Genomic DNA, 21,063 nt, shown 5'->3' on the forward strand with positions numbered 1-21,063 from the left:
CCTGGGTTCATGAGCGCGATTTCATCCGATACCCTGCTGGTTCTCGGCCTCTATGGGGTGCTGGCCGGCGCCTACCTGGTGGCGATCCCCCTGGCTCTCTACGCCTGGATGGCGAAGCGCTGGACCGTCATGGGCAAGCTGGAGCGTTTCGGGGTCTACGGCCTGGTGTTCCTGTTCTTCCCAGGTCTGATTCTCTTTGCACCCTTCATCAATCTGCGCATGGCAGGCCAGGGCGCCCGATGACCAAGGGGCAATCCCTGCTGGTCGGGCTGCTGGTCTTCGCGGTGGGCGGTGGAGGCTATGCCCTGTTCCAGGCCAATGGCTTCCAGGGCTTCTCCGCCGGCATCGCCGCCTCCGCCCTCCTGATGGTGCTGGTGGTGGGCTGGACCGCCACCTACCTGCTGCGGGCCATCAGCGGCAACATGACCTACATGCAGCAGCGCCGCACCTACCGCGAGGCCTACGACGCGGCCACCACCGAGGAACTGGAGCGCAAGTTCGCCGCCCTCAGCCCGGAGGAACAGCTGCAGCTGCTGCGGGAGACCGGCCAGCTCGATCCCGAAGCCGATCCCGTGCGGGGCGAGGCATAGGCTCACCTCCAGGACCCGTTGCGCCGCTGTGCTCTCTGCCCCGACCCCGATCCAGCAGCGCTTCAACGATCTCCGCGCCGGGGGCCGCTGTGCCCTGATGCCCTTTCTGATGGCGGGAGATCCCGATCTGGCCACCACCGCGGCCACGCTGCTGGCCCTCCAGGGCGCCGGTGCGGATCTGGTGGAGCTCGGCATCCCCTACAGCGATCCCCTGGCCGATGGCCCTGTGATTCAGGCGGCGGCCGGCCGCGCCCTGGCGGCCGGCACCACGCCTGACCGGGTGCTGGCGATGCTGGCCGGCCTGCAGGGAGAACTCACCATCCCGGTGGTGCTGTTCACCTACAGCAACCCCCTGCTCAACCGGGGCATGGAGGCCTTCTGCCAGGCGGCGGCCCAGGCCGGGGCGGCCGGCCTGGTGGTGCCGGACCTGCCCCTGGAGGAAGCCGAGAAGCTCTCCCCGATCGCCGCGGCGGAAGGCCTGGATCTGGTGCTGCTGGTGGCCCCCACCACCCCGCCCGGGCGGATGGCGCGGATTCACACAGCCAGCCGCGGTTTCACCTATCTGGTGAGCGTCACGGGCGTGACGGGGGTGCGCACCAACCTGGAGGCCCGTGTCGGCTCCCTGGTAAGCCAGCTCAAGACGCAGGGGGAGACCCCGGTGGCGGTGGGGTTCGGCATCTCCGGAGCCCAGCAGGCACGCCAGGTGCGCGACTGGGGCGCCGACGGCGCGATCGTCGGCAGTGCCCTGGTGAAGGCGATGGCGGAAGCCGGCGCCCAACACGCCGATGTGGCCGCCGCCGCCGGGCGGTTCTGCGCCGAACTACGGGCCGGCCTGGACCAGTGAACCTGCGCCGAGCATCCCGGCGGAACTCGGGGTCCCGGCAGAGGCCCCGGCACGCCAGGCCGGTCCGCAGGCCCCCAGGCTGCTGAGCAGGGCCAGGCTCAGCAGCAGCGGTCTCAACAACACCAGGAGCGGATCGCGCGAAACCTGGGTCGGGCCTGCGTTGAAGCGGCGTGGTGGCGTGGCCATCGACCGATCGCAACTGCCCCATGATGGCCCCAGCCCCCAGGCTCCGCCGTTGCTGTTCTCCGCCGCCTGTGAACGCAACCGCGTCCCCCTGCTCGCGGTGCTGCGCCGCTGGCTGCCCCCGGCAGCCCGGGTGCTGGAGGTGGGCTCAGGCAGCGGCCAGCACGCCGTGTTCTTCACCCAGCAGCTGGAGGGCCTTGTCTGGCAGCCGAGCGAGCGGGCCGAGGCCATGGCGCCACTCGCCGAGCGCATCAGCCTGGAGGGCTCCAGCCAGCTCGCTGCAGGGTCCGGGCTCCACCTCCCCCTGGTCCTCGATGTGACCCAACCCCAGGACTGGCCGGTGGGGCCCTACGACGCCGTGTTCAGCGCCAACACCGCCCACATCATGGACACCGGAGCCGTGGCCGCCTTCCTGGCGGGCAGCAGCCGGGTGCTGGGTCCAGGCGGGCTGCTGCTGCTCTATGGCCCCTTCTGCGATGGGGGGGTGCACACGGCGGCCAGCAACGCTGCCTTCGACGCCCATCTGCGCGAGCTCGATCCGGCCATGGGGGTGCGGGATGCGGAGCAGCTGAAGCATCAGGCCGGCAACCTCGGACTGGAGTCGGTGGCGGATGTGGCGATGCCGGCCGAGAACCGGACCCTCATCTGGCGCCGTCGGGCGGGAGCTCCATGAGCGAGGCCAGCGATCTGTTCGGAGCCGTGGCCACCGCCTATGCCCGTCACCGCCTCACCTATCCCGCCCCCTTTTTCGAGGCCTTCACCGCGCGTCTCGGGCACGGGGCCCGGGTGTGGGACTGTGGCTGCGGCAGTGGCCAGGCCGCCCTGGACCTGGCGGAGCGCGGGCTGCAGGTGATCGCCACCGATGCCAGTGCCGCCCAGCTGGCCGCAGGCCGGCCGCACCCCCTGATCGAGTACCGCCTGGCCCCGGCGGAAGCCAGCGGACTGGAGAGCGCCAGTGTGGACGGGGTGCTGGTCGCCGCGGCCGTGCACTGGTTCGACGCGGAGGCCTTCAACGCCGAGGTTCGCCGGGTGGCGCGCCCCGGGGCTCTGCTGGCCTGGATCGGTTACCTGCCGCTCCAGATCCCGGACGCACGCCTGCAGTCGACCCTGGAGCAGTTCCGCACCGTGGTGCTGCGGCCCTGGTGGGCACCGGAATGCGACTGGGTGGAGCAGCGCTACGCCGGTCTTGCCTTCCCCGGCCTCGAGGAACCGTTTCTCCAGGGTCTCTGGATCGAGCGCCACTGGCGGCTCAGCGATCTGCTCGGGCACATCGGCACCTGGTCGGCGCTGCAGCGGAGCCGCCACCAGGGCCTGGAGCTGCTCGAGCCCCTGGAGGCCGCCCTGGGCCGCCAGTGGCCGGGGCAGGGCAGCACGCCCCTGCCGCTGCGCTGGCCGTTCATGGGACGCTGGGGCAGGGTTGATCCGGCTGGCGATGGTGCGGGTGGCCCTGGCCCGATGCGTTGACCCTCCCGTCTCCCTGTGCCCCACCACGCCGACCGACCCACCAAGATCTGCGCCTTCTGTGGGCGCCCCTTTCAGTGGCGGCGCAAGTGGACACGCGTCTGGCAGGAGGTGCGCTACTGCTCCGAGCGCTGCCGCAGGACAGCCCGCAGCCCGTCGAACAGGCGACGGAGCGCCTCGGCGAGCTCCGGCTCCGACAACAGGCCGTAACTCAGCCTCAGGGTGGGTCCGTGCACCTCGGGATCCAGCCCGAAGCTCTCGCCGCTGATGGCGGCGACCCGATGCTCCAGCACGAGCCGTCGCATCAACCCGTCACCGCTGAGGCCAGCAGAGTCCACCGCCAGCAGGGCATAGAACGCCCCCTCCGGTTCGCCGAGCAGCCGCACCGGCAGCCCCCGCCGGCGCTCCTGCTCCACCGCCTCCAGCAGCTGCCGTCGCCGCTGATCCAGGGCGCTGATCCGCGGCGCGCACCAGGCGGGGCCCGCCGCGAGGGCCGCCACGGCGGCCCGCTGGATCAGCCGCGGGGGACAGATCATCACGGTGTCCTGCACCTTGGCCAGGGCACTGGTGAAGGCGCGGGGCGCCGCCATGTAACCGACCCGCCAGCCCGCCATGCCGTAGGCCTTCGAGAGGGTCTGGAGCGTCACGGTGTGGGCGCCGCTGCCGGGCTGGGCCCCCGGGCTCCAGTGGGGCCGCTGGCCATGGGTGAACAGGGCATAGGCCTCATCGCTGATGTGCAGCAGGCCCTGGCGGGCGCAGAGGGTGTTGATGGCGGCCAGGACCTCCGGGGGCATCACCACCCCGCTGGGGTTGTTGGGGGAGACCGTCACGATCGCCCGGGTGCGGGGGGTGATCACGGCCGCCAAGCGGTCCGGATCGGGAACCAGCCCGGCATCCACCGCCACAGGACGCCCCCCGGCCAGCTGGATCGCCATCACATGGTTGAAGTAGTTGGGCAGCGGCAGGAGGACCTCGCCGGGCTCGGCGGCCGGACCGTCACACAGAACCTGGGCGATGGCGTTGAAGGCCATGTTGCTGCCGGCGGTCGCCAGCAGGTTGCTCCCCTCCAGGTCGAGGCCGTGGACCGTGCCGAGGGTCTCCGCCACCGCCGCCAGCAACGCCGGATCGCCGCCGACGCCGCCATAGCGGTCAAGCGACCCGTCGTTCTCGGCCAACGCCTGGTGGATCGCCTCCTGCACCGTGGCGGGCGGCCCCCAGGCGACCATGCCCTGGGCGAGGGACAGGGTGCCCGGGGAGCGGGCGACCAGGGCGGCCAGTTCGGGAATGACCGGGCTGAGCACCCCCGCCAGCCTCGCAGAGGGACCTGGAAGGGAAGGCGCCATGGCGAAGGTTCTGGGGTGGGCGCCGGGGGGGCCGCAGCCGCGCCCGGCAGCCAGGATCATCAGAGGTTGTACTTCTCGGCCGTACGGGCCTTGCAGGTGGCCTTGGCCTGCTCCTGCGACTTGCGGTTCTTCATCTCCTGCACCACACAATCGCAGGTGTAGTCGGCCATCCCGGCGGGGGCCGGTTTGCCGGAAGCCTTGACTTCGTCATTCACCGCAGCGAGGCAGTACTTGCGGATCATGAAATCCATCATGTTGGCCTGGGAAGGCAGGGCTGCTCCGATGGCAAGGACAGCCAGAGCAGCGGAGCGGATCAGCATCGCGGGTGAGAAAGGGGGGATCGGGGGCCCCTTCCTATCACCACCCGGCGGGGCTTGACCAAGGCCCCGCAGACAACGATTCCGCTTTCGAGACGAAGCTCCGCCGGGACGGGGAAAGACCGGCCGATAGGGTCGGGATCTGGAGCGATACAACCATGGCCCGATTCGTCCTCTGGGGCACCTACTGCGACAACGCCCTGGACAAGCGTGCCCCCTACCGTGAAGACCACCTGGCCGGGCTGCAGCGTCAGAAGGATGCCGGCACCCTGATCACCCTGGGGCCCACCGAAGGAAGCACCCATGTGTTCGGCATCTATGAGGCCGAATCGCGGGAACAGGTCGAGGAGTGGGTCAAGAACGACACCTACTGGCGCCACGGCATCTGGACGGCCGTGGAGATTCACCCCTGGATCCAGGCGTTCTGAACGGGCTGATCGCCGTGGCTGTCAGCCCCGGGGCCAACCGGCCTGGGCCTGCTGCCAGACCCAGGCCGCGACGGCACCGACTCCCTCTTCGCCCAGCACGCTTTCATAGCCGCCCATCTGTCCGATGCCAGCGGCGGCAATTGCCGCGATCGCCTGCTCCGAGTTCACACCCTGGCGTTCCAGGGCAGCCAGTTTGAGCGTCTTGCCCCGGCGGATGATGTTGCCACCGTTGAGGTGACAACCGGCGCAGTGATTCTCGAACAGCACGGCTCCCCCTTGATGCTCCGCCAGGGCAAATCCGGGCCGGGCGGGGAGCACCACCAACAGCAGCATGACCAGCAGCATGACCAGGAGCGGCACCACCCTCCTCAGCCAGGACGCACGCGAGCGTCCGGCACTGGGCTCACCCTGGCCCTGAAACAGCATCGGCGCGAGCGCTCCGCAGGGGATCACGGGCAACACAGCCATCGGGCGGAGAGCACAGGGGGCCCACAATTCTGAATGGGCAGCAGGCTGGCCGGCGCCACCAGCCGCACACAACAAAAGGACGGCTGCCGCATGGCGACAGCCGTCCCGAGGGTCTGAGGGCTCAGGGCCGAGCGATCAGTCCTCGTCTTCGTCAGTGGAGCCGGCCGGAATCAGGCGGATCTGCTTACGACCCAGCTTGATTTCGAATTCGTCGCCCGGCTTGAGGTCGAGCAGCGCGGTGTAGGCCTTGCCAATGAGCAGGTTGCCATTGCCCTGAACGGTGGCGACATAGCTGAGCTTGCGCCCACCTTTGCCGACCTTGCCAGAACCACCAAGCTCCACGCCCTTGGCCTCCAGCAGGGCCTCATAGAAGGCGGTGAAGTTGAGGCGCTCGCCACCGTCCTTCTTCGTGGACACGTAGCCGCAGGCACGGACGATCTCCGACTTGCCCACGTCACCAAGCTCTTTGACCTTGGCCAGCAGTTCAGATCCGGTGAGCATCGATCAGAAAGGTAGTAGGGGGAATGTTCCCTCTGTTTACATCCGAAATGTACACCAGCGCATGCTGTTGACAAGCGATCCGCTTACGAGTGGATATCCGCCCGGGATGTTGCCCACTCAGGAGGCCCAACCCCGCCGACCCGCAGGCCAGTGGTAGAACTCGGCCAGAAGCGATGGGGTGGATGATCTCCCTGCGTGTGCTCCAGCCCGACGATCTCGATCAGCTCATCGGCGTCTATCGCGATGCGGTGATCAGCCAGGCCGTTGGCCTCTACACCCCTGCCCAGATTGCGGCCTGGTCACAGCAGGCTGCGCAGAGCAATGTCCTGCGGGACAGCCTTCGGTACGGCCATGGAGTGGCCAGCTGCGCGCTCGACGATCCGACACGAATCGAAGCGTTCGGCATTCTGGATCCCGGCGATCGCCTCGCCCTGCTCTACTGCCGCGGGCAGGCCTGCCGGCAGGGCCGTGCCTCAGCGATTCTGGAGCGGCTCACTGACCACGCCCGGCAGCAGGGGGTGCAGCAATTGCGCACCGAAGCCAGCCAGCTCTCCAGGCCACTCTTGCTGCGAAGGGGCTGGAGCGTGGAAGCGGAGGAAACGGTGCAACTGGGCAACCAAGGGTTCCTGCGCTGGCGGATGATCAGGCCCCTGCACCCACAGCCCATGTCCGCCGGATCCAGCCATGGCTGAAGCCCATCTGCAGCTGTTCCTTGAGAAGGTGCGTCAGCTGAATGCCTTCGTGGCGCTCAGCGAGGCCAACCCCGATCTGCGCAGCGCTCTGCGCGACTGCGACCACCACCATCAGGTGGTCGCCCTGGCCCGACGCCATGGCTTCGAGATCGGGCGACGCTGGGGGGAGCAGGACGTGCCCTCAGCGGCAGGGGGCGAGCATCTTCTGGCCGGCCCCTGTCCACCGGCAGGCCAGGAGTTCACCCGGGTGCTCGAGCGTGGCGACAGCTGGCGGCTCGAGCTGATCCACTCCTGCGCGGCGTCGAGTCCTCCGGACTTCTGGTATGACCAGAGCGAGCACGAGTGGGTGACCCTGTTGCAGGGCAGCGCTCGGATTCAGTTCGCCGACGAACCGACGGTGAGGGAACTCTGTCGCGGTGACAGTGTGCAGATTCCGGCCCATCGCCGCCATCGCGTCGTGGCTACCGACGCGGCTCCCGGATCCGTATGGCTGGCCCTGTTCTGGCAGGGGGCTTGCGCAGGGTGAGGGAACGCACCAACCAGTAAGCCGCCGCCAGGGCCAGCACGGCGACCCCGAGGCCGGCCAGGAGCTGGGGCTTGCTCTCCGCCCCGGCGGGCAGCACGATCACCTTCCGTGCCACGGCGGTCATGGCCGTGAGCAGCACCAGCTCGATCTGCACCACATGGCGGCGCAGGTAGGAGGTGATGTTCTGCAGCACCTCCAGGGCGATCAGCAGGTTGAGCAGGTCCCCGAGCACCCGGTTGAGCTTCTCACCGAGCCAGGGGGTGCTCGGGACCGTCAGGGCCCAGCCCACCTGCCAGACCAGCTGGGCTGTGGCGGCCAGCATGACCACCATGAGGATGAGCCCGAGCAGCTTGGCGAGCTGCTGCTCGGCACGGTCGATCACGTGGAGGTAATTCACGTCGTCGAGGAGCCGGTGCAGGCGGCCACGGCTCAACCGTCGAGAGGGCATGGGAGAAGGTTCTGGACGCTCAATTGTTGAACATCTCGTACTGGGGCCTGGCCTTGGTGTCGCTGGGTGAGTTCTCCAGCTCGGTGTCGCAGGTGATCGTCCCATCCGGGGACGTGACGCAGTTCTTCGGCTTGACCTTGGTGGCGGGTCCGACCGTACTGCCCGGGCCGAGCAGATAACTCTCCCTCTGGGCCAGGGTGGGTTGGGCGAGGGCGACCAGGCCGGCGGTGATGCCGAGGGCCAGGCGCGCACCTCGGGAGGCCATGGCGCCGAGCAGGGGGATCAGGGGTCGCAGCGGCCGGGGCGATTCGGGCATGGCTTCTGCTGGGGCTGTGTCACCCCACTCTGCCTTCAGCGCCCCAGCCCTGCAGCTCTTCAGCCCTTCAGATCCTCACTGAGGATCTCCTGGAGCAGCAGGTCGAGCTGGCCGAGTGAGGACTCCCCTGCATCGCGGTCGCCATCCGCCCCGGAGGGGGGGGCACTGTCCTCCCGCTGCCAGCGGTCCTCGATGCCACAGAGCTGGTGGGCCAGGCCGGTGAGGCCCTCACCGGCATAGGTGCGCTGCAGGGACTCCAGCAGCACCGGCATCCGGATCGAACTGGCCTGAAGGGCCCGGCGCAGGTCGGCCTGGGTGCGGCCGGTGTGGCGCAGCCAGTCCTTCACAAACGCCTGGAGATCGTCCAGCTGCTCTGCGGTGAGGGAATCCATCGCGATCAGCGACCGAGGGGGAACCAGCGATCCAGTCTGCGCTGGGCCCGCAAGCGGATGGCCTCGGTGCGGTGCCGACCACAGATGCCCAGCAGGGCCGTGACCGCCACCAGATCGTCACTGAATCCGGCCACCGGAATGAAATCCGGAATCAGATCCAGGGGCACCAGGAGGTAGGTGAGGGCGGCCAGCACGGTGAGCTTGGCTGGCGCCGGGGTTTCCGAGTCCAGGAGCAACTCGAGGCATTCGAGGGCCGGTCGCGCCAGGCCCCGCCCGGCACGACGCAGCAACTTCAGCAACAGGGCCTCGTCCACCACCGTGCTTTCCAGCACCTCGGCATCGACGGGTTGGGTCACGGTCAGCTCAGCGGCCTACTTCGCCATTGTTGGGCGTTTCAGGCCTCGACCAGACCGCTCTCGATGCCGGTTTTCCGCAATTTGCGCAGGGCTCGCTGCACCACCTGCCGGCAATATTCCCGGCTGCACTCCAGTTGGCGCGCCACTTCGGCGAGGGTGCGCCACTCGTGGCTCCCATCCAGCCCGAAGCGCAACATCAACACCGTGCGCTCCTTGGGGGTGAGGTTGGAACGGTCCAGCAGGGTCCAGACCGAGGCGCTGCGCTCGGCCAGCTCAGCCCGCTCCATTGGCGCCAGATCCGGGCTGGGGAGCACATCCACGAGCTCGGAGGGATCGGACTTCGACTTCACCACACCCTGGAGGCTCACGGTGACACTGCGGAGCTCACAGCCGAGCAGTTCCTCCACTTCGCCGACCGAGAGCTCGAGCATGCGGGCCAACGCCGCTGGCGAGGGGGCAACGCCATGGGACTGGAGGTAGCGGGCCTTGGCGGCGCGCAAGCGGGTGAGCTTCTCGTTCACGTTGACGGGAATCCGGATCGTGCGGCTCTGGGTGGAGAGCGCCCGGTTGAGCCCCTGGCGGATCCACCAGTAGGCATAGGTGCTGAAACGGTGACCACGGGTGGGGTCGTACTTCTCGACCGCCCGGGTCAGGCCGAGGGTGCCCTCCTGGATCAGATCGAGCAGGTCCAGCCCCTTGTTCTGGTAACGCTTGGCCAGGTTGACCACCAGCCGCAGGTTCGCGGTGATCATCTGGTTCTTGGCCCGCTCACCCACCCGCAGGGTGCGCTTCTCCACATCGTTGTACTCACAGGCCGGCCCCTGGCCACCGGCTTCGCGGCAACGCTCCTGCAGAACGGCCATCGCCTGCACCTTCCGGCCGAGGGTCAGCTCCTGCTCGGGCGTGAGCAGCTGGTGACGGCCGATTTCGCCGAGATAGGCGCTCAAGGAGCTCGCCATGGTTCGCCTGTGCACTGAATTGAACCTACGGAGTTTTCGAGCGGAACAAAGAACCAGCGGAAAAGCTTCCAACTTTCCAACTTCCTTTCCAATCTCAGAAACACTTCAGATTCGTTCTTCCGCAAACATTTCACATTTCCCCCCTGCCCCCCGCTACCGTGCGCCCTCCCATTGTCCCCGCTGCATGGCGCTGCTGGCTGCACTCCCTGCCGACGTCCTGCCGCGCGCCGGCGTGGCCTACGTGCACTACCTCAGCTTCATGGTCTGTTTCGGGGCCCTGGTCCTGGAGCGGCGGCTGATCGCCCCCAACCCCAGCCGTCAGGACGCCACCCTGATGGTGATCACCGACATCGTGTACGGCCTGGCAGCCCTGGCCCTGCTCGGCAGCGGCATCCTGCGGGTGCTCCACTTCGGCCAGGGCAGCAGCTTCTACACCGAGAACCCCCTGTTCTGGTGGAAGGTGGGTCTCTACCTCTCCGTAGGCGCCCTTTCCCTCTACCCCACCGTCACCTACATCCTCTGGGCGATCCCGCTGCGGAAAGGCGAACTTCCCCAGGTGAGCGAAGCCCTGGCCAGCCGTCTCGCCTGGATCCTGAACATCGAACTGGTGGGCTTCGCCCTGATCCCCCTGCTCGCCACCCTGATGGCCCGGGGCGTGGGCCTGCCCTCCTCGCCACTGGTCTGAGCCGGGGGGCCGTGAAGCGGATCGATCGGCGGTGCGGCGGCCGGCCCCGCCACCAGCTCTCCCCTGCCCCGAGGCTGCTGCTTCTGCTATCGGCCCTGCTGCTCCAGCTGCCGATCCAGCCACCAGCCCCCGTTCAGTCCAGCCCGCTCCCGGATCCCTGCCCCCCTGAGCAGGCGGCCCATCCCCTCCCGCCCCCCCTGCCTGAGGGGACCTCCCCTGCCCCGGGCTCGCCTGCCGGCACGGGGACAGCGCCGGACAGCTACCGGCACAGGCTCCGGTCCACCCCCCACGGCTGGGCGAGGCGGGACCACTGGTGCGTGTGGGTGGAACCCGGCAGCAGCGAAGGCCCCGCAGCCCGCTGGGACCGGCGCTGGAGCGATGCCGTCCAGGCCGCCCTGGCCGAGTGGTCAGGCCTGCTGCCCCTCACCCAGGTGGACGAACCAGAGCGGGCCCAGGTGCGGGTGCTGCGGCGACGCCCCCCCCTGCGCGGCGGCCGCGCCAGCCATGGCAGGGCGGAGCTGGCGCTGCGGCAGGTGCAGCGAGGCGGGCTGTGGAGGCTGGAACCCCTGGTGGTCGTCCACGTCAGCCCTGATCAGCGGCAGGAGGCCACCCAGGCGACCGCTCTGCACGAGCTGGGGCACGCCTTCGGCCTCTGGGGGCACAGCGACGATCCTGGGGATGCGATGGCCGGCGTGCCCGGCCCCGTGCCGGTGCTGCGACTCAGCGAACGGGACCGGACCACCCTGCGCTGGCTGCAGCGGCAGCCGGAGCTCAGCCCAGAGCACCCGCCCGACGGGGAGACACCACAAGGGCTGTCAGGAACGCCAGCAGTTGAAGGATCACCACACAGGGACCCGACGGCAGATTGAGCAAGCCGGAGAAGAGCAGCCCGAGCACGCCGCAGCTGGCTCCCAGCAGGCAGGCCAGCAGCATGTAGAGCGTGAAGTTGGGGCTGAGCAGCCGGGAGGAGCAGGCAGGGATGACCAGAAACGCGCTGATCAGCAGCACCCCCACCGCCTTGATCGACAGGGCCACGACCACCGCCAGCACCACCACGAACAGCAACCGCTGCCAGCCCACCGCGACCCCCTGGGCCGTGGCCAGGGCGGGGTCGAGGGTCAGGAGGATCTGGCTGCGACGGGTCAGAACGAGGTAGGTGGCGACGACCACCAGCAGCAGCCCGATCAGGGCGAGATCGCCCCAGCCCACCGCCAGGATGTCGCCGAAGAGCAACTGCTCGATGCTGCTGCGCTGGCCCGGCACCAGGCTCAGCACCACCACGGCGATGGCCAGAGCCGAGGAATAGATGATGTTGAGCAGGGCATCGGAGGGCAGCCGGCTTCGCTCGACCAGCTGTCCCACCACCAGGGCGAACAGCACCGCGAAGGGGATCAGCACGATCGTGGGATTGAGCCCCAGCAGCAGCCCCAGGCTGATGCCCAGCAGGGCGGAGTGCCCCAGCGCGTCACTGAAGAAGGAGAGCTGGCGCAGCACGGCAAAACTGCCGAGCAGGCCGCCCAGGGCCCCGCTGAGCAGCCCCGCGAGCAGGGCCCGCTGCATGAAGGGCAAGGTCAGCAGCTCGGCCAGGCCGGGGGGGGTCATGCCCGGGGCAGGGGCGAAACCGGTGGCGTCGGCGCAGGAGCCAGGGAGGGCTCCGGGGCATGGTGGTGGTGGTAGGGCACGTAGCCCGGTCCGTAGAGGGCCTCGAGCTGGCCAGGGCTCAGGGCATGGTCCGGCGCACCGGAACAGCGCAGGCTGCGGTTGAGGCAGAGCACCCGATCACAGGTGCGGCGCACCATGGCGAGATCGTGGGAGACCTGCAGCACGGTCCACCCCTCACTGCGCCGCAGATCGAAGAGCAGGTTGTGAAACTGCTCGGTGGCCTGGGGATCGAGGCCGGCCTGGGCCTCGTCGAGCACCAGCAGCCGGCGCGGCCGCACGACGCAGAAGGCCAGCAGGACCCGCTTCCACTGGCCGGTGGAGAGCTCGCTGATCAGGCGGTCGGCCAGATCGCTGCAGCCGACCTTGGCCAGGGCCTGCTGCACGGCAGCCGATCGGCCCCTCCTGCGGGCCCAGGGAAACTGAAGGCCGGAGGGATCCCAGCCCAGGGCCACGAACTCGCGGACGCTCAGGGGAAAGCGGCCGCGGATCGCCACCTGCTGGGGGAGGTAGGCCAGCTGGGCCCGCACGGCGGCAGGCAAACGACCGGCCTGGGTGAGCGGGGCGCCCAGCACCCGCACCTCGCCAGCGTCCCGGGGCAGCACCCCGAGCAGGGCCTGGACCAGGGTGCTCTTGCCGGCGCCATTGGGGCCCACCAGGGCCGTGTCGGACTCCGCGGGCAGGTCAAAGCTGACGTTCTCAACGGCGGCAGGGGCCCGTCCGGGTCGGGCTCCAGGACCATCGCGGCGGACGGTCAGGCCGCTGACTTCGAGAACCGTTTCCATCATCAGTTCACGCTAGCCGCAGCCCCGCCCCCTGCCCCCTGCAAGGCCCGGACCAGCGCCTCACCGTTGCGTTCCATCACCGCCAGGAAGTGCTCCGGAGCCTGGCCCCCTGCCACGGCGGCCGACTCGAGGGGATCGAGGGTGATCAGCGTGAGGCCCCGGTCCCGGGCCAGCGCCGTCAGGGCGCCAGCCGGCGCGCCGGGATCCACCAGAACCCCACCCAGGCGCTGGGCGCGCACCACCGCATCCACCCGGCGCAGATCCGCCGGCGAGGCCGGCACCTCCGGCTCCGGCACCAGGAACACGGTGTGCAGTCCGTAGCGGCGAGCCAGATAGGGCGCGACATCGTGCTGGGTGACCAGCGTGCGACCGCGGTAGGGCCCCAGGTCACGGGCCAGGCGGCTGTCGAGCCGGGCCAGACGCGCGGAGAACGCCGCGGCACGGGCGCGATAGCCCTTGGCGCAGGACGGGTCGAGACGCACCAGGGCCTCGCGGATGGTCGCGACCTGCTGGATCGCCAGGCGGGGGTCCAGCCAGACGTGGGGATTGTCCGGGCCATGGCTGTGGCCGGCATGGCCCCCGGCGGAGCCCGGCTCCATCCCCGCCGGGATCGGGGCGATGCCCTGGCTGGCCTCGACGACCTCCAGCCGCCCCTGGGCCCCGGCGGCGATCAGCCGCTCGAGGAAGGTCTCCATCCCCAGCCCATTCACCACGAGCAGCCGGGCCTGCCGCAGGCGCACCAGATCCGCGGGGCTGGGCCGGTAGCCATGGGGTCCTGCCCCCGGCGGCAGCAGCTGGGAGACCGCCGCACAGTCCCCGGCGACAGCCTGGGTGAGGGCCGTCATCGGAAAGATGGTGGTCATCACCGTGGGACCGGATGCGGCAGGAGCGGACGCGGCGGGAGGGGACGCAGCGGCCTCAGGGGCGGGGGTCCTGGGGACCGGCCGCAGCGCACATCCCACCAACGCGGCCGCCCCGAACAGGGTCGCGAGGGCCCCGGCCCACGGGCCGGCCGACCCTCCCTGACCCGAAGCCCTCGCTCGCGACACCGGCGCCCTCAGCCCATGACAAGGCGAACGATAACCGTTCTCAGTGCCATGGGCCGAAGGGGGTCAGTCCCGCCGTGGAGCCCCCCGACGTCGGGCCAGCACCTCCTGCACGCGGCGCCAGCTCACCCCGTGCAGGGCCAGGGCCACCTGCAGATGAAACAGGATGTCGGCCGCCTCTCCGGCGATGGCGTCGGCCTCGCCGTCCTTGCAGGCCATCACGAACTCGGCACTCTCCTCGCCGATCTTCTTGAGGATGCGGTTGTCGCCTCCCTCCAGGAGCTTGTTGGTGTAGCTGCCGGGCTCGGGATGGTCGCGGCGCCCCTCGATGACGCGCATCAGCTCCGTGCAGACATCCGCCGGTGGCGGGGCGGCATCCGGACCTCCACCACTGGGGCTGGGGCCCGCGTCGAAGAAGCAGCTGCGGGCACCGGTGTGGCACGCCACGTCTCCCGTCTGCTCCACCGTGAGCAGCAGCACGTCGGCATCACAGTCGTAGCGCAGGTCCCGCAGGCTCTGGGTGTGACCGCTGGTGGCCCCCTTGTGCCAGAGCTCCTGGCGGGATCGGCTCCAGTAGTGCACCTCCCCACTGGCCAGGGTCCGCTCCAGCGCCTCGCGGTTCATCCAGGCCACCATCAGCACCGCCCCATCGAGCCAGTCCTGGGCCACGGCCGGAATCAGACCATCCGCGTTGAAGCGCAGCCCGTCAACCAGGCGAGGATCACGCTGAAATGGTGCTTGCAAGGCCCTGCTTCGCCGCTGCCCCGATCCTCCCCCATGTCGTCTTCGGCGGCCTACAGCTGCAGCAAGCGGTTCAGCGGCTACCCCTGCTGCCACCGCCAGTGGCGCCACCCGGGGCACTGCCGCTTCGTGCACGGCTACAGCCGCAGCTTCACGTTCTGGTTCCGGGCCAGGGCCCTCGACGGCTGCGGCTTCGTGGTGGATTTCTCCAGCCTCAGGCCGCTCGAAGCGCGACTTGCCGCCCAGTTCGATCACACCTTTCTGGTCAACGCCGATGACCCGCTGCTGGACCAGTGGCGCCACCTGCACGCGGAGGGGGCCCTGGATCTGCGCGTGATGGACAACGTGGGAATGGAGGCCAGCGCAGCCCTGGTGTGGCAGTGGGCCAACGAGCTCCTGCAGGACCGGGAGGGCGGGCGAGCCTGCTGCTGGAAGGCCGAGGCCCGAGAGAACGACCGGAACGGTGCCTGCTTCGAGGCCACCCCCGACTGGTTCACGACGCCATGACGCTGACCAGGCTCGCCACGGCCTGGGCGCTGTTCCAGGGGCTTCTGCTGGAAGCCCTGCCCTTTCTGTTGATCGGGGTGGTCATTGCCGCGCTCGCCCGCCGCTTCGCCCCCGGTGGGGGCTGGCTGCGGCGGCTGCCCTCCCACCCGGTGTGGGGCCCCCTCAGCGGCGCCGCCCTCGGTTTCGCCCTGCCGGCCTGCGAATGCGGCAACGTGCCGGTGGCACGGCGGCTGCTGGTGGGTGGTGCGCCGGTGGGCACAGGCCTGGGGTTCCTGTTCGCCGCCCCCGTGCTGAATCCGATCGTGCTGGCCAGCACCTGGGCGGCGTTCCCCGACCAGCCCTGGATGCTGCTGGCCCGGCCCCTGGGCGCCGTGGTGCTCGCCCTGGGGCTCTCCCTGGTGCTGCGTCAGCTGCCGGAGACCCAGCTGTTCCGCACCGATCTGCTGGAGGAGCGACGCCTCAACCAGCCGCTCTCCAGCGTCAGCCTGCTGGAGCGCCGCACCGGATTGGTGGGCCTCGAGGCACCCCAGCTGCCCCTGGCTCCGCCGGCACGCCCGAGCTGGGCCACGGTGCTCCACCACGGCAGCCGGGAGTTTCTCGATCTCGCCCTGCTGCTGGTGATGGGCTGCACGATCGCGGCCCTGGTCCAGAGCCTGCTGCCGCGCCAGTGGCTGCTGGCCGTCGGGTCGGCGCCGACGCTCTCGATCCTGGCGCTGATGGTGCTCAGCCTGGTGGTGTCGGTGTGCTCCAGCGTGGATGCCTTCCTGGCCCTGGGCTTTGCCGCCCAGGTGACCCCGGGGGCCCTGCTCGCCTTTCTGCTGCTCGGCCCGGTGATCGACCTCAAGCTGGTGGGTCTGCTCGGTCTGCTGTTCCGGCCGCGGGGGCTGGTGGTCACCGCGGCCGGCGCCAGCCTGCTGGTGCTGCTGATGGGGCAGTGGGTCAACCTGTGGCGTCTGTGATGGCGGGGATGCTCACGCGCCTGCTTCCCCGCCTGGGCCAGGCCCTGCCGCTGGCGCTCTGGGCGGCGGTGCTGCTGCGCAGCAGCGGGGATGGCCGGCTCGATCTGCTGCTGCGGACAGCCTTCCATCCGCTGGTCTGGATCGCCGGGCTGCTGCTGCTGGGGCTGGCGCTGGCCCAGCTGTGCTGTCGGCCCGATCCGGCGGCGCCCCCGCAGCCCAGGCGGGCCCTCGCCACCGCCGCGATCGCCCTGGCCCTGCTGGTGCTGCCCCCCAATCCCTCCTTTGCCGACCTGGCCAGCCAGCGCCCGAGCGACGAGACGGCCGACACGGAGCTCAGCTTCGTGCTGCCGCCGGCCCAGCGCAGCCTCACGGACTGGGTGCGACTGCTGCGCAGCCAGCCCGATCCCCGCCTGTTCGACGGAGACCCTGTGCGGATCAGCGGCTTCGTGCTGCCGATCCCGGGCGAACCTGCCCAGCTGGCCCGGCTGCTGGTGCGGTGCTGCCTCGCCGATGCCACCCCGGTGGGACTGCCGGTGCGCTGGCCGGCGGATCGGCCCGAGCCCCCCGCCGACCAGTGGCTGGCGATCGAGGGCAGCATGGCCGCCGGCGCCGATGGCCTGGTGGTGGTGCCCGAGCGGATCCGACCGATCCCCAGGCCTGCCCGGCCCCTGGAACCATGAGCGGCCCCAACCCGTCATTGCTGGGGAACCGTGCCCTGCTGGCGGCCCTGGCGGCCCCCGCCCTGCTCAGCCTGGTGCAGCAACAGTTGCTGGTGCGACAGCCACCGCGACTGGAGCAGCTCGGCACCGCCCCGGCCAGCTCTGGCCCGGCGGCCCTGCAGGTGCGGTTCAGCCGGCCGATGGACAGCGAGAGCCTGCAGCGCCTGAGCAGCCTGCAGCCAGCCCTGGGCCACCGCTGGCTGGGCAGCGGGCAGAACCTTCAGCTCAGCCTCGACGAAGGCCAGCGCCTCGACCGGCCGCTCACCCTGGAGCTGGGAGGCAAGGATCGGCGCGGTCTTCCCCTGGCCCGCCGCCGCTTCGCCTGGGACCCCAGACCCCGGCTGCTGGCCGTGGTCAGCCAACCCGGTGGCGAGCAGCTTCAGGTGCGCCATCACGATGGCCGCTGGCAGCCGATCAGTCCGGTCTGGCCGTCGGTTCCCGTGGCCGTGCCCCTCGGGAACGGAGCGGGGGTGGCGGCTGCCAGCCAGGGAACCGACGGACTGCTGCGCCTGTGGCGGATCGACCTGGAGCAGGTCAACCTCGCCCCGGCGGCGGCGGGTCTGGAGGAGCTCCGGGTCCGCGAGCCCCGTCCCCTCGGCGCCGCGCCGGTCACCTTCGCCCACATCAGCAGCAACCGCCTCGGAGAGCTGCTTATCCAGAGCGGCAACCCGGTCTCGGGGGAGACCACCACCGAGCTGTTCTCCCGCCAGGGCCAGCGCGCGCCGCTGCCGTGGCAGGCCACCGGACCCATGCAGCTGTTGCCGGGTGGAGGCGCGGTGGTGGTGCCGGACAGCGAAGGACTGCATCTGGAGACCCTGCCCCCGCGCCAACCGCGGCGTCAGACGCTGCCGGGCAGCCGGGACCTGAGCAGTTTCTGCCCCCAGGCCGGACGGGCCCTGCTGCTGCGGCACTGGCCGGACTTCCGCCGCTCCCTGGAACTGGTGGAACCCGGTCGTCCCCCACAGCAGCTCTGGCTCGGCAGCGAAGCCCTCGTGGCCAGCGCCTGCAGCCGGGGGGGGGATCGGGTCTGGGCCCTGCTGCTGCAGGGGCGGGGCCAGCCGGAGCTGACCCTGGTGGCCCTGGATCGGACGGGCCGGCTGCTGAAGCGGCGCCACCTGAAGGGCTGGGAGCTCGAGCCCGGCACAGGCCTGTCCTTCGACCCGAGCGGCGAGCAGCTGCTGGCTGCGCTCCGCCCCCTGGCGGCGATCGGGAATCCGCCCGCCGCAGCCCAGCCGGTGCTGATCGATGCCGCGAGCCTGGCGCTGCGCCCGCTGCCGCGGCCGATCCGTCAGGTTCACTGGCTGCCCTCCGGCTAGAACAGCCCCACCGACCGTCGCCGTGTGGGTCCCAAGCTCAGTACCAGGCAGGCCAAGTTGCTGGAGGCTCTGTGCCAGGCCGGCGAGGAGCTCTCCGGCCAGGACCTCCATGCCCAGCTGCGGGCAGGCGCCATGCCGATGGGGCTGGCCACGGTCTACCGGCACCTGCGGCAGCTCCAGCAGTGGGGCCTGGTGCGCTGCCGCCATCTCCCCAGCGGCGAGGCGCTGTTCGCGCCGGCCGATCGCGACGATCACCACCTCACCTGTGTCGACTGCGGCGCCACCCAGCTGCTCGAGCACTGTCCGGTGCACGAGCTGCACATCCCGACCGGCGAGCCCGATGGCTTCCTGCCGCTGTTCCACACCCTGGAGTTCTTCGGGCTCTGCGAAGCCTGCCAACGGCGCCAGGGGCGCCCACCCCTACGCTCAGGCGGACCGGACCAGCGCCCCAGCCCCAGCGGTTGACGGGCCGGCAGCCCTCCCAACGCTTCCACCACAGCGATGAGCATCGTCGACAAGCTGACCGGGCTGGGTTACAAGGTCTTCACGCGCAGACGCAGCGCCTACGTGCTGCTGGAGGGCCCGCTCAGCTGGAAACGGGCCCGCCGCCAGGCCCGCAACCTGGGTGGCGAGCTGGCCACGGTCAACAACCGCAAGGAAAATCGTTTTCTGGCCAGAAAGTTCTCTCCCCTCGCCGCCGACGACTGCGGGCTGTGGATCGGGCTCAAGCGCAACAACCGCACCGGCAACTTCAGCTGGTCTTCGGGGTCGCGTTCGAAGTACCGCAACTGGGTACAGGGAGGCATTCCGGGTTACCGCAACAGCGAACCGAGTCCGGAACCGGATCAGAAATTCGTGCACATCTACTTCAATCCCAAGGCCTTCGGGCGCTGGAAGAATTCCGACAACACCTATCACGATGTGGTGCTCGGCGGTGGCATCGCCGAATTCCGGATCTGAAGCCCTCCGCTTCCCCGACCGTCACCACAGCCCCTCCTGCCCGCCTCAGCCGTTTCCTGTCCCCAACCAATGGCTTCCTCCACCATCGCTGCTCCCACCGGCCTGCCGGTGACGATCCTCACGGGCTTCCTCGGAGCGGGCAAGACCACCCTGCTCAACCACATCCTCACCAACCAGCAGGGCCTGAAGACCGCGGTGCTGGTCAACGAATTCGGGGAGATCGGCATCGACAACGACCTGGTGGTGGCCACCGGCGAGGACATGGTCGAACTGAGCAACGGCTGCATCTGCTGCTCGATCAACGGTGAACTGCTGGAGGCCGTCTACCGGATCCTGGAGCGCCCCGAGCCCGTGGACTATCTGGTGGTGGAAACCACGGGCCTGGCGGACCCCCTGCCGGTGGCGATGACCTTCCTGGGCAGTGACCTGCGCGATGCCACCCGGCTCGACTCGATCATCACCCTGGTCGATGCCGAAAATTTCGGCGCGGAGATCCTGGAGGGGGAGGTGGCCCGGGCCCAGATCGTCTACAGCGACATGATCCTGCTGAACAAGTGCGATCTGGTGGACGAGCCCAGGCTGGGGGCCCTCGAGCAGGAGCTGCGGGCGATCAAGACCGACGCCCGCATCCTGCGCTCGGTGAAGGGGGAGGTGCCCCTGGCGCTGCTGCTGAGCGTGGGCCTGTTCGAGAGCGACCGGGTGGTGAGCCAGCAGGAGGAGGGCCCCGGGACTGAGGTCCAGGACCACACCGGCTGCGACCACGAGCACGGCCACTGCGAGCACGAGCCCCACAGCCATGACCATGGCCACGCCCACAGCCATGACCATGGCCACGAGCACCACCACGCCACCCATCCGGACCATGCCGCCATCGAAGGGTTCACTTCGCTCTCCTTCCAGAGCGAAGGGCCCTTCGCTCTGCGCAAGTTCCAGAACTTCCTCGACAACCAGCTGCCCGCCGGTGTGTTCCGCGCCAAGGGGATCCTGTGGTTCAACGAAAGTGAGCGGCGCCATGTCTTCCACCTGGCTGGCAAGCGCTTCTCGATCGATGACAGCGATTGGCCCTCCGGTGCCCGCAAGAATCAGATCGTGCTGATCGGCAAGGACCTCAACCATGCGCAGCTGCGCCGCCAACTCCAGGCCTGCGTGGCCAAGGATGCGGGCAAGGGATTCGGCTGAACGGCGAGGGTTGAGCCATGGTAGGATGAAGGCGCCCCAGGGTGCTGAAACCCGCCCCTGCCGGGCCCACGCCAGGAAGCCTCCCCACCCCGGTTCCCGTTTCCGATGAACAGCGTTCCCATCCGTCAACTGACCTGGGCCACAGCGGCCGGCCTGGGGCTCAGCCTGCTCTCGGCTCTGCCGGTGGGCGCCCACGGCTTTGCCGAGGGTGGCCTGGCGGCCGGGGCCAGCCATCCCCTGCTGGGGCTGGACCATCTGCTGCTGCTGATCGGGGTCGGGGCCGCCGGCGCCCTGCTCGGCAGCCAGCTGCTGCTCTTTGCCCTGGGCGGCGCCGTGCTGGGCGCCGTCTACGGCCTTCAGGGCGGCAACCTGCCGGCAGCGGAGGTGCTGGCCGCCCTGAGCGTCTCCGGCCTGGGGCTGCTGATGCTGCAGCCTCTGCGCCGCCGTGCGGACACGAACCGCGCGCTGACGGGAAGCCTGGTGGCCGCTGCTGTGGCCATCCACGCCATGCTCCATGGCCTGGAGGCTTCCGGAAGCCCTGCCTGGTGGCTGGGCGCCTTGGGGGCGTCCTTGGCCGTCGCCGGCGCCAGCTTCGCGATCGTGCGCCGGGCAACCCCACGCCTGGTCCTGGCCGTGTCGGTCCTGCTCACCCTGACGGGTGGGCTGCTCGCCCTCGCTCCCCT

The 21,063-nt window shown here is 69.8% G+C and carries 32 protein-coding genes and 1 pseudogene; 19 read left to right on the forward strand and 14 right to left on the reverse strand.

The annotated features are described in order from the left end of the window. The first annotated feature begins 9 nt into the window (after positions 1-9). The 3 genes from ACLD7X_RS06955 to trpA are packed head-to-tail and all read left to right on the forward strand — an operon-like array spanning position 10 to position 1,434. Positions 10-243 carry an NAD(P)H-quinone oxidoreductase subunit L gene (locus tag ACLD7X_RS06955; RefSeq protein ID WP_411422807.1) on the forward strand — a complete coding sequence of 78 codons (234 nt, stop codon included), beginning with the start codon at positions 10-12 and terminating at the stop codon, positions 241-243. Beyond that, positions 240-590, forward strand: coding sequence for a DUF3007 family protein (locus tag ACLD7X_RS06960; protein WP_411422808.1), 351 nt, complete (start codon positions 240-242; stop codon positions 588-590). The genes ACLD7X_RS06955 and ACLD7X_RS06960 overlap by 4 nt, the downstream gene beginning before the upstream one ends. A gap of 28 nt (positions 591-618) precedes the next feature. Beyond that, positions 619-1,434: a tryptophan synthase subunit alpha gene (trpA, locus tag ACLD7X_RS06965; RefSeq protein WP_412006864.1), complete on the forward strand. Its 816-nt coding sequence runs from the start codon at positions 619-621 to the stop codon at positions 1,432-1,434. Here trpA and ACLD7X_RS06970 read toward each other — a convergent pair. Then, complete coding sequence (locus ACLD7X_RS06970; protein WP_412006863.1) at positions 1,411-1,620, reverse strand: hypothetical protein; 210 nt, start codon at positions 1,618-1,620, stop codon at positions 1,411-1,413. The two genes, trpA and ACLD7X_RS06970, sit on opposite strands and share 24 nt — an antisense overlap. On the opposite strand from ACLD7X_RS06970, the gene ACLD7X_RS06975 reads away from it, so the two are divergent. The 3 genes from ACLD7X_RS06975 to ACLD7X_RS06985 are packed head-to-tail and all read left to right on the forward strand — an operon-like array spanning position 1,613 to position 3,288. Then, on the forward strand, positions 1,613-2,290 hold the full coding sequence (locus tag ACLD7X_RS06975; RefSeq protein WP_425625114.1) for a DUF938 domain-containing protein: 678 nt from the start codon (positions 1,613-1,615) through the stop codon (positions 2,288-2,290). The genes ACLD7X_RS06970 and ACLD7X_RS06975 overlap by 8 nt on opposite strands. Then, complete coding sequence (locus ACLD7X_RS06980; protein ID WP_411422810.1) at positions 2,287-3,081, forward strand: class I SAM-dependent methyltransferase; 795 nt, start codon at positions 2,287-2,289, stop codon at positions 3,079-3,081. Before ACLD7X_RS06975 ends, ACLD7X_RS06980 begins: the two co-directional genes overlap by 4 nt. A 15-nt stretch (positions 3,082-3,096) precedes the next feature. Further along, a complete protein-coding gene (locus ACLD7X_RS06985; protein WP_411422811.1) occupies positions 3,097-3,288 on the forward strand; it encodes a DUF2256 domain-containing protein in 192 nt (63 codons plus the stop codon). Here ACLD7X_RS06985 and ACLD7X_RS06990 read toward each other — a convergent pair. Together ACLD7X_RS06990 and ACLD7X_RS06995 are read right to left on the reverse strand one after the other, a co-directional pair. Further along, positions 3,252-4,481: pseudogene (locus tag ACLD7X_RS06990) on the reverse strand (aminotransferase class I/II-fold pyridoxal phosphate-dependent enzyme); the annotation flags it as partial. The gene ACLD7X_RS06985 and the pseudogene ACLD7X_RS06990 sit on opposite strands and share 37 nt — an antisense overlap. After that, positions 4,481-4,741, reverse strand: a complete 261-nt coding sequence (locus ACLD7X_RS06995) for a hypothetical protein (protein WP_411422812.1) — start codon at positions 4,739-4,741, stop codon at positions 4,481-4,483. The pseudogene ACLD7X_RS06990 and the gene ACLD7X_RS06995, both read right to left, overlap by 1 nt. 155 nt (positions 4,742-4,896) lie before the next feature. On the opposite strand from ACLD7X_RS06995, the gene ACLD7X_RS07000 reads away from it, so the two are divergent. Then, on the forward strand, positions 4,897-5,166 hold the full coding sequence (locus tag ACLD7X_RS07000) for a YciI family protein (protein WP_411422813.1): 270 nt from the start codon (positions 4,897-4,899) through the stop codon (positions 5,164-5,166). Positions 5,167-5,187: 21 nt separating this feature from the next. Here ACLD7X_RS07000 and ACLD7X_RS07005 read toward each other — a convergent pair whose 3' ends face one another. Together ACLD7X_RS07005 and ACLD7X_RS07010 are read right to left on the reverse strand one after the other, a co-directional pair. Then, entirely contained in the window at positions 5,188-5,634 is a 447-nt protein-coding gene (locus ACLD7X_RS07005; RefSeq protein WP_411422814.1) for a c-type cytochrome, read from the reverse strand. Between the two features lie 135 nt (positions 5,635-5,769). Then, complete coding sequence (locus ACLD7X_RS07010; protein ID WP_411422815.1) at positions 5,770-6,135, reverse strand: AbrB family transcriptional regulator; 366 nt, start codon at positions 6,133-6,135, stop codon at positions 5,770-5,772. Positions 6,136-6,317: 182 nt separating this feature from the next. On the opposite strand from ACLD7X_RS07010, the gene ACLD7X_RS07015 reads away from it, so the two are divergent. Next, a complete protein-coding gene (locus ACLD7X_RS07015; RefSeq protein WP_411422816.1) occupies positions 6,318-6,827 on the forward strand; it encodes a GNAT family protein in 510 nt (169 codons plus the stop codon). After that, positions 6,820-7,353, forward strand: a complete 534-nt coding sequence (locus ACLD7X_RS07020) for a Nif11 domain/cupin domain-containing protein (protein WP_411422817.1) — start codon at positions 6,820-6,822, stop codon at positions 7,351-7,353. The genes ACLD7X_RS07015 and ACLD7X_RS07020 overlap by 8 nt, the downstream gene beginning before the upstream one ends. On the opposite strand, the gene ACLD7X_RS07025 is transcribed toward ACLD7X_RS07020, so the two are convergent. From ACLD7X_RS07025 to ACLD7X_RS07045, 5 genes are read right to left on the reverse strand one after another with little or no spacing between them, the layout of a single operon-like run. After that, positions 7,289-7,801: a phosphate-starvation-inducible PsiE family protein gene (locus ACLD7X_RS07025; protein ID WP_411422818.1), complete on the reverse strand. Its 513-nt coding sequence runs from the start codon at positions 7,799-7,801 to the stop codon at positions 7,289-7,291. The two genes, ACLD7X_RS07020 and ACLD7X_RS07025, sit on opposite strands and share 65 nt — an antisense overlap. A gap of 19 nt (positions 7,802-7,820) precedes the next feature. Then, positions 7,821-8,117: a hypothetical protein gene (locus tag ACLD7X_RS07030; RefSeq protein WP_411422819.1), complete on the reverse strand. Its 297-nt coding sequence runs from the start codon at positions 8,115-8,117 to the stop codon at positions 7,821-7,823. A gap of 59 nt (positions 8,118-8,176) precedes the next feature. Next, on the reverse strand, positions 8,177-8,509 hold the full coding sequence (locus tag ACLD7X_RS07035) for a hypothetical protein (protein WP_411422820.1): 333 nt from the start codon (positions 8,507-8,509) through the stop codon (positions 8,177-8,179). Between the two features lie 5 nt (positions 8,510-8,514). Continuing rightward, a complete protein-coding gene (locus ACLD7X_RS07040; protein WP_411422821.1) occupies positions 8,515-8,865 on the reverse strand; it encodes a YkvA family protein in 351 nt (116 codons plus the stop codon). A 38-nt stretch (positions 8,866-8,903) separates the two neighbouring features. Then, positions 8,904-9,824 carry a sigma-70 family RNA polymerase sigma factor gene (locus ACLD7X_RS07045; RefSeq protein WP_411422822.1) on the reverse strand — a complete coding sequence of 307 codons (921 nt, stop codon included), beginning with the start codon at positions 9,822-9,824 and terminating at the stop codon, positions 8,904-8,906. Between the two features lie 184 nt (positions 9,825-10,008). Between ACLD7X_RS07045 and ACLD7X_RS07050 the strand changes: the two genes are divergently transcribed. Continuing rightward, positions 10,009-10,509, forward strand: a complete 501-nt coding sequence (locus tag ACLD7X_RS07050) for a DUF2214 family protein (RefSeq protein ID WP_411422823.1) — start codon at positions 10,009-10,011, stop codon at positions 10,507-10,509. A gap of 11 nt (positions 10,510-10,520) precedes the next feature. Beyond that, positions 10,521-11,378, forward strand: a complete 858-nt coding sequence (locus tag ACLD7X_RS07055) for a hypothetical protein (protein WP_411422824.1) — start codon at positions 10,521-10,523, stop codon at positions 11,376-11,378. Here ACLD7X_RS07055 and ACLD7X_RS07060 read toward each other — a convergent pair. The 4 genes from ACLD7X_RS07060 to hisIE form a co-directional block, all read right to left on the reverse strand. Beyond that, the gene (locus tag ACLD7X_RS07060; RefSeq protein ID WP_411422825.1) at positions 11,281-12,111 is read right to left on the reverse strand and encodes a metal ABC transporter permease; all 831 of its coding nucleotides are present in this window, start codon (positions 12,109-12,111) and stop codon (positions 11,281-11,283) included. The genes ACLD7X_RS07055 and ACLD7X_RS07060 overlap by 98 nt on opposite strands. Next, positions 12,108-12,956: a metal ABC transporter ATP-binding protein gene (locus ACLD7X_RS07065; protein WP_411422826.1), complete on the reverse strand. Its 849-nt coding sequence runs from the start codon at positions 12,954-12,956 to the stop codon at positions 12,108-12,110. The genes ACLD7X_RS07060 and ACLD7X_RS07065 overlap by 4 nt, the downstream gene beginning before the upstream one ends. Next, a complete protein-coding gene (locus ACLD7X_RS07070) occupies positions 12,956-13,816 on the reverse strand; it encodes a metal ABC transporter solute-binding protein, Zn/Mn family (RefSeq protein WP_412006860.1) in 861 nt (286 codons plus the stop codon). Before ACLD7X_RS07070 ends, ACLD7X_RS07065 begins: the two co-directional genes overlap by 1 nt. Positions 13,817-14,065: 249 nt before the next feature. Beyond that, a complete protein-coding gene (hisIE, locus tag ACLD7X_RS07075) occupies positions 14,066-14,743 on the reverse strand; it encodes a bifunctional phosphoribosyl-AMP cyclohydrolase/phosphoribosyl-ATP diphosphatase HisIE (RefSeq protein ID WP_411422828.1) in 678 nt (225 codons plus the stop codon). A 33-nt stretch (positions 14,744-14,776) separates the two neighbouring features. On the opposite strand from hisIE, the gene ACLD7X_RS07080 reads away from it, so the two are divergent. The 8 genes from ACLD7X_RS07080 to ACLD7X_RS07115 form a co-directional block, all read left to right on the forward strand. Beyond that, on the forward strand, positions 14,777-15,247 hold the full coding sequence (locus tag ACLD7X_RS07080) for a 6-carboxytetrahydropterin synthase (RefSeq protein WP_411422829.1): 471 nt from the start codon (positions 14,777-14,779) through the stop codon (positions 15,245-15,247). After that, positions 15,244-16,206 carry a permease gene (locus tag ACLD7X_RS07085; RefSeq protein ID WP_411422830.1) on the forward strand — a complete coding sequence of 321 codons (963 nt, stop codon included), beginning with the start codon at positions 15,244-15,246 and terminating at the stop codon, positions 16,204-16,206. Before ACLD7X_RS07080 ends, ACLD7X_RS07085 begins: the two co-directional genes overlap by 4 nt. Positions 16,207-16,214: 8 nt before the next feature. Continuing rightward, positions 16,215-16,886: a TIGR03943 family putative permease subunit gene (locus tag ACLD7X_RS07090; protein WP_412006859.1), complete on the forward strand. Its 672-nt coding sequence runs from the start codon at positions 16,215-16,217 to the stop codon at positions 16,884-16,886. Beyond that, positions 16,883-18,241 carry a hypothetical protein gene (locus ACLD7X_RS07095; protein WP_411422832.1) on the forward strand — a complete coding sequence of 453 codons (1,359 nt, stop codon included), beginning with the start codon at positions 16,883-16,885 and terminating at the stop codon, positions 18,239-18,241. Before ACLD7X_RS07090 ends, ACLD7X_RS07095 begins: the two co-directional genes overlap by 4 nt. Before the next feature lie 24 nt (positions 18,242-18,265). Next, positions 18,266-18,706: a Fur family transcriptional regulator gene (locus ACLD7X_RS07100; protein WP_411422833.1), complete on the forward strand. Its 441-nt coding sequence runs from the start codon at positions 18,266-18,268 to the stop codon at positions 18,704-18,706. Positions 18,707-18,742: 36 nt separating this feature from the next. After that, a complete protein-coding gene (locus tag ACLD7X_RS07105) occupies positions 18,743-19,201 on the forward strand; it encodes a lectin-like protein (RefSeq protein ID WP_411422834.1) in 459 nt (152 codons plus the stop codon). A 69-nt stretch (positions 19,202-19,270) separates the two neighbouring features. Then, positions 19,271-20,380, forward strand: coding sequence for a CobW family GTP-binding protein (locus ACLD7X_RS07110; RefSeq protein ID WP_411422835.1), 1,110 nt, complete (start codon positions 19,271-19,273; stop codon positions 20,378-20,380). Positions 20,381-20,485: 105 nt separating this feature from the next. Then, positions 20,486-21,063: HupE/UreJ family protein (locus tag ACLD7X_RS07115; protein WP_411422836.1), on the forward strand; the 578-nt coding region annotated here is incomplete at its 3' end.

The sequence above is a fragment of the Aphanothece microscopica RSMan92 genome (assembly GCF_046613545.2).
Classification (GTDB): domain Bacteria; phylum Cyanobacteriota; class Cyanobacteriia; order PCC-6307; family Cyanobiaceae; genus NIES-981.

What these genes read in the sequence shown, in the direction of transcription:
- ACLD7X_RS06955 (WP_411422807.1), top strand. Translation starts at nt 10, where the DNA reads ATGAGCGCGATTTCATCCGATACCCTGCTGGTTCTCGGCCTCTATGGG.
- ACLD7X_RS06960 (WP_411422808.1), top strand. Translation starts at nt 240, where the DNA reads ATGACCAAGGGGCAATCCCTGCTGGTCGGGCTGCTGGTCTTCGCGGTG.
- ACLD7X_RS06970 (WP_412006863.1), bottom strand. Translation starts at nt 1,620, where the DNA reads ATGGCCACGCCACCACGCCGCTTCAACGCAGGCCCGACCCAGGTTTCG.
- ACLD7X_RS06980 (WP_411422810.1), top strand. Translation starts at nt 2,287, where the DNA reads ATGAGCGAGGCCAGCGATCTGTTCGGAGCCGTGGCCACCGCCTATGCC.
- ACLD7X_RS06995 (WP_411422812.1), bottom strand. Translation starts at nt 4,741, where the DNA reads ATGCTGATCCGCTCCGCTGCTCTGGCTGTCCTTGCCATCGGAGCAGCC.
- ACLD7X_RS07000 (WP_411422813.1), top strand. Translation starts at nt 4,897, where the DNA reads ATGGCCCGATTCGTCCTCTGGGGCACCTACTGCGACAACGCCCTGGAC.
- ACLD7X_RS07005 (WP_411422814.1), bottom strand. Translation starts at nt 5,634, where the DNA reads ATGGCTGTGTTGCCCGTGATCCCCTGCGGAGCGCTCGCGCCGATGCTG.
- ACLD7X_RS07010 (WP_411422815.1), bottom strand. Translation starts at nt 6,135, where the DNA reads ATGCTCACCGGATCTGAACTGCTGGCCAAGGTCAAAGAGCTTGGTGAC.
- ACLD7X_RS07015 (WP_411422816.1), top strand. Translation starts at nt 6,318, where the DNA reads ATGATCTCCCTGCGTGTGCTCCAGCCCGACGATCTCGATCAGCTCATC.
- ACLD7X_RS07020 (WP_411422817.1), top strand. Translation starts at nt 6,820, where the DNA reads ATGGCTGAAGCCCATCTGCAGCTGTTCCTTGAGAAGGTGCGTCAGCTG.
- ACLD7X_RS07025 (WP_411422818.1), bottom strand. Translation starts at nt 7,801, where the DNA reads ATGCCCTCTCGACGGTTGAGCCGTGGCCGCCTGCACCGGCTCCTCGAC.
- ACLD7X_RS07030 (WP_411422819.1), bottom strand. Translation starts at nt 8,117, where the DNA reads ATGCCCGAATCGCCCCGGCCGCTGCGACCCCTGATCCCCCTGCTCGGC.
- ACLD7X_RS07035 (WP_411422820.1), bottom strand. Translation starts at nt 8,509, where the DNA reads ATGGATTCCCTCACCGCAGAGCAGCTGGACGATCTCCAGGCGTTTGTG.
- ACLD7X_RS07045 (WP_411422822.1), bottom strand. Translation starts at nt 9,824, where the DNA reads ATGGCGAGCTCCTTGAGCGCCTATCTCGGCGAAATCGGCCGTCACCAG.
- ACLD7X_RS07050 (WP_411422823.1), top strand. Translation starts at nt 10,009, where the DNA reads ATGGCGCTGCTGGCTGCACTCCCTGCCGACGTCCTGCCGCGCGCCGGC.
- ACLD7X_RS07060 (WP_411422825.1), bottom strand. Translation starts at nt 12,111, where the DNA reads ATGACCCCCCCCGGCCTGGCCGAGCTGCTGACCTTGCCCTTCATGCAG.
- ACLD7X_RS07065 (WP_411422826.1), bottom strand. Translation starts at nt 12,956, where the DNA reads ATGATGGAAACGGTTCTCGAAGTCAGCGGCCTGACCGTCCGCCGCGAT.
- ACLD7X_RS07070 (WP_412006860.1), bottom strand. Translation starts at nt 13,816, where the DNA reads ATGACCACCATCTTTCCGATGACGGCCCTCACCCAGGCTGTCGCCGGG.
- ACLD7X_RS07080 (WP_411422829.1), top strand. Translation starts at nt 14,777, where the DNA reads ATGTCGTCTTCGGCGGCCTACAGCTGCAGCAAGCGGTTCAGCGGCTAC.
- ACLD7X_RS07085 (WP_411422830.1), top strand. Translation starts at nt 15,244, where the DNA reads ATGACGCTGACCAGGCTCGCCACGGCCTGGGCGCTGTTCCAGGGGCTT.
- ACLD7X_RS07090 (WP_412006859.1), top strand. Translation starts at nt 16,215, where the DNA reads ATGCTCACGCGCCTGCTTCCCCGCCTGGGCCAGGCCCTGCCGCTGGCG.
- ACLD7X_RS07095 (WP_411422832.1), top strand. Translation starts at nt 16,883, where the DNA reads ATGAGCGGCCCCAACCCGTCATTGCTGGGGAACCGTGCCCTGCTGGCG.
- ACLD7X_RS07105 (WP_411422834.1), top strand. Translation starts at nt 18,743, where the DNA reads ATGAGCATCGTCGACAAGCTGACCGGGCTGGGTTACAAGGTCTTCACG.
- ACLD7X_RS07110 (WP_411422835.1), top strand. Translation starts at nt 19,271, where the DNA reads ATGGCTTCCTCCACCATCGCTGCTCCCACCGGCCTGCCGGTGACGATC.